10 protein-coding genes and 1 tRNA gene are annotated in these 13,350 nt (G+C 60.1%); 2 read left to right on the forward strand and 9 right to left on the reverse strand.

What is annotated here, in order from left to right; all coding sequences use genetic code 11:
* Nucleotides 1-129 precede the first annotated feature (129 nt).
* The 4 genes from DevBK_RS08290 to DevBK_RS08305 form a co-directional block, all read right to left on the reverse strand.
* Nucleotides 130-2,817 carry a DUF4344 domain-containing metallopeptidase gene (locus DevBK_RS08290; RefSeq protein WP_061907122.1) on the reverse strand — a complete coding sequence of 896 codons (2,688 nt, stop codon included), beginning with the start codon at nt 2,815-2,817 and terminating at the stop codon, nt 130-132.
* A gap of 233 nt (nt 2,818-3,050) precedes the next feature.
* A complete protein-coding gene (locus tag DevBK_RS08295) occupies nt 3,051-3,416 on the reverse strand; it encodes a YciI family protein (RefSeq protein ID WP_061907123.1) in 366 nt (121 codons plus the stop codon).
* Nucleotides 3,417-3,551: 135 nt separating this feature from the next.
* Complete coding sequence (locus DevBK_RS08300) at nt 3,552-4,532, reverse strand: SDR family oxidoreductase (RefSeq protein WP_317185099.1); 981 nt, start codon at nt 4,530-4,532, stop codon at nt 3,552-3,554.
* A gap of 98 nt (nt 4,533-4,630) precedes the next feature.
* The gene (locus tag DevBK_RS08305) at nt 4,631-4,891 is read right to left on the reverse strand and encodes a DUF6894 family protein (RefSeq protein ID WP_317185100.1); all 261 of its coding nucleotides are present in this window, start codon (nt 4,889-4,891) and stop codon (nt 4,631-4,633) included.
* Between the two features lie 235 nt (nt 4,892-5,126).
* Here DevBK_RS08305 and DevBK_RS08310 point away from each other — a divergent pair, with 235 nt between their 5' ends.
* The gene (locus DevBK_RS08310) at nt 5,127-7,451 is read left to right on the forward strand and encodes a glucose/quinate/shikimate family membrane-bound PQQ-dependent dehydrogenase (RefSeq protein ID WP_317185101.1); all 2,325 of its coding nucleotides are present in this window, start codon (nt 5,127-5,129) and stop codon (nt 7,449-7,451) included.
* A 73-nt stretch (nt 7,452-7,524) separates the two neighbouring features.
* On the opposite strand, the gene DevBK_RS08315 is transcribed toward DevBK_RS08310, so the two are convergent.
* From DevBK_RS08315 to DevBK_RS08325, 3 genes are all read right to left on the reverse strand, one after another.
* Entirely contained in the window at nt 7,525-9,819 is a 2,295-nt protein-coding gene (locus DevBK_RS08315) for an EAL domain-containing protein (protein WP_317185102.1), read from the reverse strand.
* Between the two features lie 32 nt (nt 9,820-9,851).
* Complete coding sequence (locus DevBK_RS08320; protein WP_317185103.1) at nt 9,852-10,883, reverse strand: FecR family protein; 1,032 nt, start codon at nt 10,881-10,883, stop codon at nt 9,852-9,854.
* Nucleotides 10,884-11,139: 256 nt separating this feature from the next.
* Nucleotides 11,140-11,229 (reverse strand) — tRNA-Ser (locus DevBK_RS08325).
* A 163-nt stretch (nt 11,230-11,392) separates the two neighbouring features.
* Here DevBK_RS08325 and DevBK_RS08330 point away from each other — a divergent pair.
* A complete protein-coding gene (locus DevBK_RS08330; protein ID WP_061907128.1) occupies nt 11,393-11,926 on the forward strand; it encodes a DUF2147 domain-containing protein in 534 nt (177 codons plus the stop codon).
* A 52-nt stretch (nt 11,927-11,978) separates the two neighbouring features.
* Here DevBK_RS08330 and DevBK_RS08335 read toward each other — a convergent pair whose 3' ends face one another.
* Both DevBK_RS08335 and DevBK_RS08340 read right to left on the reverse strand, forming a co-directional pair.
* Nucleotides 11,979-12,683: a glutathione S-transferase family protein gene (locus DevBK_RS08335; protein ID WP_061907129.1), complete on the reverse strand. Its 705-nt coding sequence runs from the start codon at nt 12,681-12,683 to the stop codon at nt 11,979-11,981.
* A gap of 107 nt (nt 12,684-12,790) precedes the next feature.
* Nucleotides 12,791-13,231, reverse strand: a complete 441-nt coding sequence (locus tag DevBK_RS08340) for a glyoxalase superfamily protein (protein WP_317185104.1) — start codon at nt 13,229-13,231, stop codon at nt 12,791-12,793.
* Nucleotides 13,232-13,350: the final 119 nt, after the last annotated feature.

Genomic DNA, 13,350 nt, shown 5'->3' on the forward strand with positions numbered 1-13,350 from the left:
ATGACATTTGAACGCGGGTATGCCGCAAACGATCCTCAGGGACGCCGTGAAGTCAACAGACCTGGGGCAGACCCTGAGGCTTGGTGCAGACTAATTTTGGGGGTTCAAGCAAACCAGAGTGTTGGCGCCCTACTCCGTCTGTTCTGCCATTGGGAGATCATTGGCCTTCCAGGCTTCGATGCCACCGCGATACCAATAGGCTTTCCAGCCGAGATTGCCGGCACGCAGGGCGGCGTTATAAGCTGAGCGATCCTGCATGCCCGACCCAAAGAAAATCACCGGCACGGATTTGTCGCCGCTGGTTTCTTCGGTCAGCCAGTCCTCGACGAGCTTTTGGAAACTGTCGGTCAGACTGCCATCGCGCCCCGCATCGGCGACGGCGAAGGCGCCGGGCAAGGTTTCGGCGCCACCGCTCGTATCGACCAGAAGCCAATTGTCATTGGCGGTCACGAGGTCGACAACAGCCTTGGTGGTCAGCGTTTCAGCCCGAGTATGGGCGGCAGGCGTGGGACCCCGATAAGGCGCGGGAAAAAGAACATTGGTGGCCGGGACACCATAATCGGCCAGTTCGTTCAGCGTGCCGGGCGCGACGGCCATGTCCGCATCGTCCATTGCCGCACTCGATGCCTGCGGCGTTTCCGCGGGTGGCTCGGCGCCTGTGTCGCCGAGTTCGACATCGGCGATCATCACCACGAGGTGCTCGATCAGTTCGTAGCACATGGTGATAGTGCCTTCGTCGGGGCTGTACCATGCGTTCAGCTCGTCGCAGTTGCGATAATTGACCGCAATGTCGCGCGGCAGGGCATAGGTCTTGCCCATATCGACGGCGAAACCGCGCAGGGTATCGCCAAAGGTCTCGACGAGAAACTTGCTGATCGGCGTGGTCGGCTCTTCGAAGTTGACGGTGATCGCCGCCCCCGGCGCATCGGCGGCGAGCTGGCCATCTGGATGCCATTCACCGAGGCGGGTGTGAGGCGCAAGGATGGTGCGCCAAGCGCGGTTCTGGCGGTTGAACTCCTCTTCGCAGCGATAAAGCGTGCGCTCTTCGAGCCCGACCTGCTCGGCGATATCGCCATAGAGACCGGGATTGCCGCCATAGATGACGCAGAACGTATTGCGGAAGCGGCGGAGATCGCCGGTGTGCTCATCCTGCCAGGGAAGATCCTGACCGCTCTCGGCGTTGATCATGCCACCGTAATACCAAGGCAAGACGGAATAGAGCGCGACCTCACGGCCGATGAGATCGATGCCTTCATCGCCCGACGGATACATGGTCGGCTCGACGACGCGCAGCGCCGAGAAAATATCGACGGCGTCTTCCTCGGGGCCGGTCGAGGGGACCTGCAACTCGCCGATCAGCGCATGGCCGAACTCGTGCATGAAGATGCCGTTGGTGACCCCAAGATAGGCGCCGATGAGGCGAGATTCATGGCTGTTGATGAAGGGGATTTCTTCGCTCGCAGCACCATTGCCAGCGGCAGCGTCGTCGGCTGCTGCCGGAGTCGAGCCCTTGCTTTTCCCGCCGGCGGGAGCACCAGCAGGTGCGCCGGTTACCGAGACGGCGAAATCGCGGAAATAGAAATCTCCGCGCTCATAGGCGAGCACGCCGACATCACCGCCGAGCACAGGATGATCTTCAAGCGTCGCGATGGCTTCGCCATTGAGAAAAAATGCGGCGATGCCGGGCTGCTCAACCCATTCGAGGAGATCGCTGCCATCGAGCTTGGCAGCACCGGTCAGGCGACCCATTTCCTGCGATTTGCCATCGGCACCAAAGCAGAGGACGAGGCCATCTCCGCCGAGCGTAATCTCGCCCAAGCAGGAGTCATCGCCATTTTCGACGACAAGACCTGCAGCGGACAGCTTGAAATCTTGCGCTGTTTGGCCTTCCGGTGGCCTTACGCCGACATTGACGCGGGTGATGCGTTCGCCCGACTGCACCGGTCCGCCCATGGGCATGGTGAAGAAGTTTTCAGTGGAGGCGGCGGTCTGATTGACGAGGACGATCCAGTCATCCTCGAAAAACAGATCCCAGCCTTCGAGCTTGTCCGCGTCCATGATGGAATCGGTAAGCGGGCCCATGATCGCCGCCATGCGGGTGGCAACGTCGGACGTCTCGGCGCCGGGGGCTTCTGCAGAGGTATCAACTTCGGTGTTTGTGGTCGCGCCACCGCGCGGCGGCAGACCGGAGCCCTGCTGCTGGGGCGCAGCATCGGTATTGGTCGCGGGCAAGTCACTGATGGTAAAATCGGCCAGCCCAAACGTGCCGCGTTCGTAGGCCATAACGCCGAGATCGGCCCCGAGCGCTTCCGTCGCAGAAATTTCGCCGAGCACTTCGCCATTGACTAGGAATGTCGCGCGCCCCGGCACTTCGATCATCTCGATGACGTCGCTGCCATCCAGCTTGGCCGCCTTGGGGAGCGTGGCGATGGATTCAAATTTCTCGTCGATCACGCAGAACAAATTAGCGTCGGCAGCAGCGGTGACCTCGGCAATGCAGGTGCCGTTCTGGGCGCTGTTGTTGGCAACAATACCGATTGCCGCCTTTGGCTGATCGGACTTAAGCGTAACGTTCACCGATACGTGGCGTCCGTCTTGGCTTGGGGGTCCGGCCGGGATGGTCAGCGTCTGTTCGGCGCCCTCAAGGCTGTCATTGCGCAGCACAAACCAGCCGTCCTGCTCGCCGCCCTGCCAACCCTGCAGTAATTGCTGATCCACCACACCATCGAGCGCACCAAGCACCGACTGGCCCAAGGCGGGCTGTAAAAGGGCTATGGTGGAGACGCCAAGCGAAACGACAAAACCAGATTTTTTCATGAACTGTCTGAACCTTACGATGGCAATGGCAGGCCCCCATGCCCACCGCCGCTCCTTCTAGGACGCCCTTCCCCATCAAATCCTTGGGTCGATCGCAAGATTTTTTGTGCGCGGCGCAAAAATAAGGTCAACCTAAGTTGATATCGTTGCACAAAATCCACGCTAAAAAGGCGCCACCCCTCGCGGAGTGGCGCCTGAATGTAGGGAGGTTCCGGTAAAGCGGAGCCGCAGATTTAGTAGTTCACGCCGCCGGCGATTTGGCGCAGCTCAAGGACGATTTTCGGCACGCCATTGTCGATGTGAAGTTGCAGGAACTCACCAGCAAGAACCGAAGCGGCTTTCAAGTCGGCCGCTTCGAGAACGGCATAACCACCAAGGACTTCCTTTGCTTCAGCATAGGGACCGTCGGTCGGTGTGCCCGTGCCGTTCTCGCCCGACAGTCGGATGCCTTCAGCCTGTGGCTTTAGGCCAGCAGTCGAAACCAGGGAGCCATCGGCGAGGCACTTTTCCATCCAAGGGCCCATGGCGTCCATGAGCTGCTGCGGCACGTCCTCCGGCTTGAGGTCGGCAGGGGGAATGATGCTCATGAAATAGCGCATGTGATGTCTCCGAGTAACGCGGCTCGAACCGAACCTTACAGCGACACGACGAGCGGGAGGCGGCAGATTCGACAAGGCGGCGTCACTTTTCTGGAGAATTTTGCCGGGGCGCTTGGTCTGCCCCGGCTTTTTCGATCAGCCGAGCGCCGATTGTTCACGGCAGATGCGGTCGACCAGTGCATCGAAATCACCACGCTCTGGGCGTTTGGTCGCGAGACGCTGCTTGAGGTGGCGGATTGGTTCTTCGAGAATAGTCTCGAGATCGGGAGCGCAGGTGAAGTCACCGGCGACTTTCTTGACCTTGGAATTGTCGAAAATCGCGCTCCAAGCCTTATCGCCGGTCAGCGGACCAACCCAATCAGGAATGTAGCGGACGAGCGTATCGGTCGGCACATGGACGATTTTGGCCTCTACCCCAAGGGCTCGGCCGATAGCCATCTGGATATCGTCCCAGATGTGGGCGCGATCATTGGTGATGTGGAAGATCTCGCCAAGGCTCGCCGCTTTGCCAAAGAGGCCGACGAATGGGACGGCGAAGTCGGACGAGCGGGTCAAGGTCCATGGCGTATGGCCGTCGCCGGCGACGATCGTCTGTTCGCCATCGAGCATACGCCGCGCCATCACATCGGCGTCGCCGATCATGATGGGCAAGCCCGTGCGAACGGTGTGGCTTGGACGGACAATGGTCCAGTTTAGGCCCTCGGCGCCTTTGAGCAGATTTTCGCAGGCGATCTTGTCCTGGCTGTAGCGCCAGTATGGATTGATGGCGGGTGTCTCCTCGGTGATGACATAGTGCCGAGCGGGCTTTTCGTAGACCGAAGCCGAGGAGATGAAGATGTATTGGCCGCAATGGCCGCGGAAGGTGTCGATATCCCGCTGAACCTGATCGGGCGTGAAAGCGATGAACTGGGCGACAACGTCGAAGTTTTGCTGGGCGAGATCGGCATATTCCGGGCCATTGAAATCGCCTTGGACCGAGGTCACGCCGGCGGGCAAGGTGTCGCCGCGTTTGCCGCGATTGAACACCGTCACCTGATGGCCCTGGGCCACGGCACGTTCTACACAAGGGTAGGAAATCTGGCCGGTTCCACCGACAAACAACACGCGCAAAGACATTTTAACTCCTCAATTGTCCTCCAAGCCATTGGACGCGCTTGAGAGCGCGAGCGCAAGGCGTTGAGGCAGATGTCGGATGGCGATGCTTTGTCGTTTGGTTATTTGACGTCAGAAGCTGCCTTGGTTTCATCGGCGACTGGCTCGCCTTCTGCCGCGTAGGGGACGCGCGCAAGAAGGACACGGCCTTCGTCTTCGATGACGAATTCACCGCGCACCGGTTCATCGGCGAGAGCGACAGCGCCCTTGGCTGCAAACGCAGCTTCTTCAATAGCTTCATTGAGAGAGTTAAGTTTAAGGCCCTCGATATCAATCTCGTTCTTGTCGTCGGGCGTGAGATGATTGAAAAAAAACCGTGGCATTTGGGCGCTCCATGTATTTGCGTGGCGTATCTTGGCCAGCAAACGGCGCTTGCTGCGACGGAGTTCCCCCCCTCATGCTCAACTTTGCCATGCGCTGAGCGGGGGAATTGGCAGATAGGTCGGAGGTCTGATTTCGCGCGCAACCTTGACCATTGCCGCACGTTGCGGGAAGGTTCTGCCCGAGATAACGGCGAAGTCATTCGCTGGCGCGCGGATGTATTCCGGAGACACCACTATGCTCATCTTCCTCACGGCCCTCCTTCTTGCCCTTATGGGGTTAGCGCTGGGGGGACTGGGCGGATGGCTCGTCGTCCTGGGCGGCAGTTGGTATTATCTGATCACCGGCATCGGCTTTCTGATCACTGGATATCTCCTCTCCCGCCGCAAGGCCGAGGCGCTTTGGTTCTATTCGGCCATCCTCGTGGGGTCGATCATCTGGGCAATCTGGGAAGTCGGGTTCGACTGGTGGCAGTTGGGCGCGCGAGGCGGCATCATCGTGGTGCTCGGCATCTGGCTGTGGATGCCCTGGATACGGAAGCGGCTCGAGGGCGGACGGCGCGGCGCGTCACTGATCCTTGCGGTGAGCATTGTGCTCGCCGTTGTCGTCGCTGTCTATTCGATGACGCAGGATCCGCAGGATATCTCGGGCACACTCAACACCGAACAGGTGGCCGCCAACCCCAATCTCGGCGGCGATTTCGAAGACGGCGATTGGCAGCAATATGGGCGCACCAATTATGGTCAGCGCTATTCGCCGCTCGACCAGATCACGACCCAAAATGTCGCGGGTCTCGTGCCAGCATGGACCTATCAGACGGGCGACGTTAAGCTGCCGCAGGATGTGGGCGAGACCACATATCAGGTCACCCCAATCAAAATCGGCGACACGCTCTATATTTGTACGCCGCATAATCTTGCGATCGCGCTTGATGCTCAGACGGGCACGGAGAAGTGGCGGTTCGATGCAAATTCCGGGCTTAATCCGGACCGGCAGCACCAGACATGCCGCGGGGTGACCTATTGGGCCGACCCTGCTGCGGCGCCCGATGCTGCCTGTGCGGCACGCGTCTATCTGCCGACTGCCGATGCGCGGCTTATTGCGCTCGATGCGGCAAATGGGCAGGTGTGTACGACATTTGCAGATGGCGGCACGCTGCGGCTCGAAGCCGGCATGAAGTATTCGCCGGCTGGATATTACTATTCCACGTCCCCGCCGGTTGCTGTCGACGGGAAGCTGATCATCGGCGGCGCCGTCAACGACAACTACTCGACCCAGTCGCAATCGGGCGTCATCCGTGCCTTCGATGCGCTCACGGGCGCGCTGGTCTGGAATTGGGACTCGGGTAACCCAACGCAGACGGCGCCGATCGATATTGCCGATGGCGAGACCTATACGACGAACTCGCCCAATAGCTGGTCGGTGTTTTCGGTCGATCCTGCCCTAGGTCTCGTCTATGTGCCGCTTGGCAACCAGGTGCCCGATCAGATTGGCATCGGGCGCAGCGAAAGCGTCGAGAAATACTCGTCGTCGATCGTGGCTCTCGATGTCGGGACGGGCCAAGACCGTTGGGTTCAGCAGTTTGTGCACCACGATCTCTGGGACATGGACGTGCCGGCGCAGCCGGTACTGCTCGACCTGACAGGAGCCGATGGCCAGACCGTGCCGGCGCTCGTGGGACCAACGAAGCAGGGCGATATTTATGTGCTGAACCGGCAGACCGGCACGCCGATCCTGCCGATCACCGAGGAGCCAGCGCCGCAGGGAACGATCGAGGGCGATTTCGCCTCGCCGACCCAACCCACATCTGCCCTCAGCTTCAAGCCTGCATCGCTGCAGGAGAAGGACATGTGGGGCATCACCATGTTCGATCAGCTGATGTGCCGCATCTCGCTGCATCAGCATCGCTACGAGGGCCGTTACACGCCGCCATCGCTCGAGGGCACGATCGTCTATCCGGGCAATTTCGGGACGTTCAATTGGGGTTCGGTTGCGGTCGATCCGGAACGGCAAGTGATGTTCGGGATGCCGACCTATCTGGCCTTCACCTCGCGCCTCGTGCCCGCTGACGAAATCCCGCCCAAGGGCGAGGACGAAAAGGCGAGCGAGCAAGGCCTGAACCGCAATGAGGGCGCGCCCTATGGTGTCTTCATGGGCCCGTTCCTCAGCCCACTTGGCGTTCCATGCCAGGCTCCAGGCTGGGGCTTTGTGGCCGGTGCCGATCTGCGGACCGGCGAAATCGCCTATAAGCATCGCAACGGAACAGTGCGCGACATGACGCCCCTGCCCTTGCCATTCAAGGTGGGCGTCCCCGGGATCGGTGGTCCGATCATCACCAAAGGCGGCGTTGCGTTCCTCGGAGCAGCGGTCGACGACTTCTTCCGCGCTTATGATCTGACGACCGGTCAGCAACTTTGGGAAGCCCGCTTGCCCGCCGGCGGCCAATCGACCCCGATGACTTATACCGTCGATGGGAAGCAGTATGTTGTGATCGTGGCCGGCGGGCACGGGTCGATCGGCACGAAAGCGGGCGACTATGTTCTGGCCTATACGCTGCCCTAGGGGCGGCTCAAAAGGGGACGTCTGCGTTGCCCGCCAATGCAGACGTCAGTGATGGCGAGTACCCGCCGTAGGGTCAGGCGGCTTGCGAGCCGCACTCAAGGTCTGTGGGTAAATCGCCGGGCTTGCCGAACAGAAAGCCTTGCACGATGTCGCAGTCGATTGCTGCGAGGAGGGCCAGTTCCTCCTCGGTTTCCACGCCCTCAACGATCGTTTGGAGGCCAAGCGAAGCGCCCAGGGCCGCGATCGATTTGATCACCTGGCTACCCTTGCGTGTTTCCATTTGACGGACGAAGGATTGGTCGATCTTGAGCTTGTCCACCGGCAGCGTCGCGAGATAACTGAGCGACGAGTGACCGGTGCCGAAATCGTCGATCGCGATGGACACGCCCAATTCGCGAAGATGCCGCAGTGTCTCGACGATGGACAAATGGCCATCGGCGACGAGGCTTTCCGTGATCTCGACATCCAGGCGATCTGCAGGAAATCCACTTTTCTGCAGCGCCGATTGAACCATGGCGAAAACATCGGCCCCAGCAAACTGCACGGGCGCTACGTTAATCGATAGCCGTCCCATCCAGCCGCTCTCGACGGCGCGTCGGCACGCTTCGTGAGCCACCCAGTTGCCGAGCTGGATGATGGTACCGTTTTCCTCAGCGAGAGGAATGAATTCGGCTGGCGAAACTGGGCCCAGCGCCGCCGAGTGCCAACGCACAAGCGCTTCGACACCAAGGGTTTGCCTGGTTTTGCCATCAACCTGCCGCTGGAAGACCAGATTGAGTTCGCCCCTCTCCACCGCGGTGCGCAGCGCAATATCGATCTGACGGCGCCGTTCAAATTGCGCTTCGAAATCGGGCGCGTAGACACATCCGGTGAGACGCTTTCGGCGCGCCATGGCGAGAGCCGTCCGAGCTTCCTGCAACAGGACCTCAGAGGATTTTCCGGCGCCCGGAGCGCTCCGTCCCCAAAGCAATTTCAGCTCGATCCGATGCCCTTCGACATCGTAGGGCAGTTCCAGTTTTTCGATCAGCCTCACGAGGGCGGTGTCGCTCAAGCCAGTGTCTAATCCGATGGCGAAAACCTGACTTTCGATGCGGGCGACTGGACCTGCGACAGCTAAGGCGAGTCGGTCATGAAACTGCCGGATCACTTGATCGGCAACATGAAAACCAAGGCTGGCGCCGGCGCTCTCAGCCTGTTCAACGCGGAGGAGAAGAGCACCCGCTGTCTCAGATTCGTTACTCGCATCAAGTGCATCGCACCAGGCGCGCTCCGATAAGGCTCCGGTGTCATCATCATGGGTTGCGAGGAAGACCAGCCTTTTATGTTGTTCGCGCAATTGGCGGCGGCGGAGGATGCGGTCCTCGACAAGTTGAACCACGAGTGCTCCGCAAGCCAGCGCATGGAAACCAACGGTGTCGAATTGGAGCGCTGCTAGCGCATAAGCAACGAAGGCGGCGGCTTCAAAGACCATCATCGCGGTCAAAGCGACAGCGATTGCGAGGCCCAAGCGGCGCCTTGGAAGAAGTGCGCTTCCGAGGAGGAAAAGCGCGCCCCATATCAAAGCCGGCCATGTACCGACCTCAGTGAGAGCGCGGTTGAGCTTGAGTGTTTCGGCCGCAGCAATCTGGACAATTGCACCCGGGACAACGCCGAAACGCGGCACCATGATCAGGTCATGCAGCTCTATGGCACTTGTCCCAACAACAACCTGCTTATTTTCGAGAAGTGCGGGATCAACTGTTCCATCGAGCACGGAGACGGCGGGCACGCGCACGATCTGACCAAGATCAATGGCGTAATCCATGCGCAGGGTCGGCGGGATCGGTTGGCCAGGGCTGAACTGGACAGGGATGGATTTAATGCCGGTATCGGCATCCTTGCCCGGTAGCGACCAGATCAGGCCCGCTTTAAGCCCGTCGATATTGACGAGGGCTTCTTCCGCGTGGGCTGCGAACTCCGGAAGGGGGCGGCTCCAAATTTCATCGCCGGATGCGGCCCGTTGGCGAAATGCGGCGAGATAAGCGTATCCGCCGGCCGCTTCGAGGCTTTTCGCGAAGACCGCGTCTTCCGACGGGTCGGAGCGGGTGCTGAAGTCGATATCGAACGCTATCTCATAGGCACCCATGGCCAGCAAGCGATCGAGCAACCCAGCGTGCAGCGACCGCGGCCACGGCCAGGTGCCGATTTCAGCAAGACTTGCGGCATCGATATCGACGAAGACAATGTCTCCGCTCGGTGCACGATCGGCGGCAGCAAATCGGATATCCCACAATTTGGCGTCGGCGGGCGCCCAAATGCCAAGGGTTGCCGTCGCTGCAAGAAACGACAACAGGCAGATCGTAACGACGATACGCACCGCCTTCGGCATGGCCGCTCCTTTAGTCGGCTGAACGCAGCGGACTAATTGTTCTTGCCATTGCCATTGCCGTTTCCGTTGCCGTTCCCGTTTCCGTTGCCATTGTTACCGTTATTGCCATTGCCGCCCCCCTCGCCGCTTTTGCCGTTGTTGTCGCCCTTGCCGCTATTTTCCTGGCTTCCGTTGCCGTTATTTCCGTTGTTGCCGTTTCCGTTGCCGTTATTTCCGTTGTTCCCGTTGCTGGTACCGTTGTTTACGCCGTCGTCGCTGCCTTTGTTGCCGTTGCCATTCCCGTTTCCATTGTTCCCGTTGTTACCATTTCCGTTGCCGTTATTGCCGTTATTGCCGCCCTCGCCATTTCCGTTGCCGTTGTTGCCATTGCCGTTACCCCCGCCATTGCCTTTCCCCGAATTTCCCGACCCGTCGCCGCCGTTATTTCCCTTACCATTGCCATTGCCATTGCCGTCATTGCCGGTTCCAGGCCCATTGCCGCGGCCGTTATTGCCATTTTCGCCGGATTGCTTGGTAACAGGAGGCTGGCCGCTTCCATCTGCCGAGGCATCAGTGGCCGGTTTTGTTCCCCTGTTTCCGCTGCTGCTGACGAGGACGCCGTCCGAGGTGTAGACCGCGGCCGCACCCATGCCTTCGACCTGAAGCGGAGCTTCGGCAGTGACGGCAGCTTCCTGTCCCGGCCTGACGTCGGCCACGAGATCATTTGAGCTGTCCTGCACCTGGACGACCCCTCGATCGACATCGACAAAAGATCCGCTACCATCGGAGGTGACGGTGAATTTGGTGCCTTTGACGACGGCGGCGAGAAAGGGCGTTTGTACCGAAAAGTGCTGCACGTTGCGCCGCTCGACATCGACAGAGACGACGCCTGCGGCCTGGATGACGGAGGTCATCAGATCAGGGCCGGCATCGCGGATTTGGACGACCGTGTTAGACCCAAGCGAAAAATGATCGTTGCCCCGGCTGAAGTCCACACGCGCATTGGCGCCGGTCTTGAGACTTGAGCCATCACCGATCTCGAGGCCCCTCGTCACCGGCTGCCAACTGCCATCTGCCTCGACCAAAACCTCGCCTCTTACCCGGTCGGCGGTCCAGGCGGCTGCCATGGCGGCAGACGAAAGCGAAAACAGCAGAGCTGCAACAAGCATGCGAAACATTAGAGGCCTCCAGATCAGGCACTCTCTCACATGCTGAACATCGTGGAGTTACTTAGGTTAAACCCACAGATCACAGCTATCGAACTGGTGAACCAAAGCTTTCGCCAAACAGGGCGTCGACGAGCTGCATGCGCTGCTAGGCAATTTGGCAAATGAGGGAAAGTGGCGGAGAGGAAGGGATTCGAACCCTCGAGACCGTTCCCGATCTGCACCCTTAGCAGGGGTGTGCCTTCGACCACTCGGCCACCTCTCCGGCGGGGTTGGGTCTAGCGAGCGGCGGGGGGGATGGCAAGCGGTTTTTGGACCGGTGCCGGCGAAAGGCTGGGATGGCAGGGTTTCTGTCCATGGCGATTGGCGAGAAGCGCGGCGGGGTCTAGCTTTGCCTTCATAGTCGAATCGAAAAGGTGGGACGGGGCATGATGATGCATGGACGGGTCACGGCCATTCTTCGGCTGAGTGCGATTCTCACCGGGCTGTCGGTCGGAGCGGCCGCGTCGCAGGAAATACCCTTGTCGCCGATAGAGGGTGTTTGGCGCGCTCAACTGCAGTCAGAGATCACCATTGCGCCCTGTGAGCTTGGATTTTGCGGCTATCTTACCAAGATCGTGGTGCCCGAGGATATCTTGAGTGCCGAGGAAGCGGAGGCCGCGGCCGCAATGAGCCCTGAGCAGTTTTTTGACGAGCGCAATGAGGACCCTGCCCTGCGCAATCGGCCGATGCTGGGACTACACATGCTGACGCTGTGGTCGGGCGAGCGGCCGACAGTGTTCGATGGCGAGGTCTATAACCCGCAGGATGGAAAGACCTATTCGGGTTATGTCGAACTGCTCGGGCCCGATGCGCTGCGCCTCAATGGCTGCGTGCTTTATAACGTGATCTGCCGGGGCGAGGATTGGGTGCGGGTGCCGCAGGGGGAGCTCGATGCGCGGGCGGCGGCGGAAGCGCAGTAAGGCGCCTCATCACAACTGGGGAGTTGGGAAGGCCGATGGCCTTCCCGAGTGTTCAGCGGGCGCGCTGGTTGAAGAGGATCTTTTGCGCTTCCTTGTCATCAGCGAGGCTTTTGCCCTGGACGTCCTTGCCCCAGTTGAGGCCGCTCTGGACAGCAGGACGACCACCGACGCGGTCGATCCAGGCGAGCGCATTGGGGAATTCGTCGCGCGTAATTCCATAGCGCTCCCACGACTGGGCCCAGCCGATGGAAGCGATATCGGCGATGGAATAATCACCGGCGATATAATCCTGGCCTTCGAGCTGCTTGTTGAGGACGCCGAAGAGACGGTGGGTCTCGTCGCTATAGCGCTTGATGGCGTAGGGGATTTTTTCGGGGGCATAGACCGAGAAGTGATTGTTCTGGCCGAGCATCGGGCCAAAGCCTCCGACCTGCCAAAAGAGCCACTCGTCGACCTTGACCTGAGCGCGAGTGTCGGTCGGGTAGAACTGGCCGAATTTCAGGCCGAGATATTTCAGGATCGCGCCGGATTCAAAGATCGAGATCGGTTCGCCGCCCGGGCCTTCGGGATCGATGATGGCGGGGATCTTATTATTGGGCGAAATGGCGAGGAATTCGGGCGTGAACTGCTCACCCTTGCCGATATCGATGCGATGATAGTTCCACGGCACGCCCAGCTCTTCGAGCATGATGTGGACCTTCTGCCCGTTCGGCGTGGGCAGGGAGAATGCTTCGATCGGATTGGTCTGGGTGGTCATAAGGCACCGTCCTGTTTCTGGATGCGATAGGTATATCGGTGTTTTACGATGGTGAGCAATGGGTGGCGGGGAGAGGATCACCCGCCGCACCAGGCCAGCACAGAATACTATTCCCGCATCAGGCGCATTTGGGGCGCACGATTACCGCGAAGGGCTGGCGAGATGCCGTGGATATCGACCGTGGCGGTGACGCGCTGCCGGGTGGCGGCGAACATGAAGTGCGGCGTGACATTGACCGGCTCATCGAACTGGATGGTCACCTTATGATGCTGCATGTCGCTCGAGAGTTGGAGGCCGATGAGAAGGCCGCGGAACGGCTGCTCGAGATAGTAGCCTTTGACGCGCATGCCGACCTGGAAGGGGACGGCGACGCGATCGGGCAGGCTGGCGCGGGCGGTGTTCCAATCGCGAAAGCCATGGGCGCGGGCAATCTCTTCGAGGGCTGCGCCATGGGTGATCGGCTGATTGGCCCGAGCACGCTCTTCACGCAGGTTCTTGGCCTCGGATTTCAGAGTTTGGGCGGATGGGGTATCGAGTGAAAAAGCCATCGGGTCATCTCCTTGAGGAGGCGACTGGTCCATGGGGGCTCGCTTTGCCATGATGCGCCTCGGAGGAACCGAAGGGATCGTCAGGTCTTCTCAGGCTGGGCTTCACCATGGACAAATGT

It is taken from the genome of Devosia sp. BK (assembly GCF_032907385.1).
Taxonomy (GTDB): Bacteria; Pseudomonadota; Alphaproteobacteria; order Rhizobiales; family Devosiaceae; genus Devosia.

Coding starts and splice junctions, on each gene's coding strand:
- DevBK_RS08290 (WP_061907122.1), bottom strand. CDS start 2,817: ATGAAAAAATCTGGTTTTGTCGTTTCGCTTGGCGTCTCCACCATAGCC.
- DevBK_RS08295 (WP_061907123.1), bottom strand. CDS start 3,416: ATGCGCTATTTCATGAGCATCATTCCCCCTGCCGACCTCAAGCCGGAG.
- DevBK_RS08300 (WP_317185099.1), bottom strand. CDS start 4,532: ATGTCTTTGCGCGTGTTGTTTGTCGGTGGAACCGGCCAGATTTCCTAC.
- DevBK_RS08305 (WP_317185100.1), bottom strand. CDS start 4,891: ATGCCACGGTTTTTTTTCAATCATCTCACGCCCGACGACAAGAACGAG.
- DevBK_RS08310 (WP_317185101.1), top strand. CDS start 5,127: ATGCTCATCTTCCTCACGGCCCTCCTTCTTGCCCTTATGGGGTTAGCG.
- DevBK_RS08315 (WP_317185102.1), bottom strand. CDS start 9,819: ATGCCGAAGGCGGTGCGTATCGTCGTTACGATCTGCCTGTTGTCGTTT.
- DevBK_RS08330 (WP_061907128.1), top strand. CDS start 11,393: ATGATGATGCATGGACGGGTCACGGCCATTCTTCGGCTGAGTGCGATT.
- DevBK_RS08335 (WP_061907129.1), bottom strand. CDS start 12,683: ATGACCACCCAGACCAATCCGATCGAAGCATTCTCCCTGCCCACGCCG.
- DevBK_RS08340 (WP_317185104.1), bottom strand. CDS start 13,231: ATGGCTTTTTCACTCGATACCCCATCCGCCCAAACTCTGAAATCCGAG.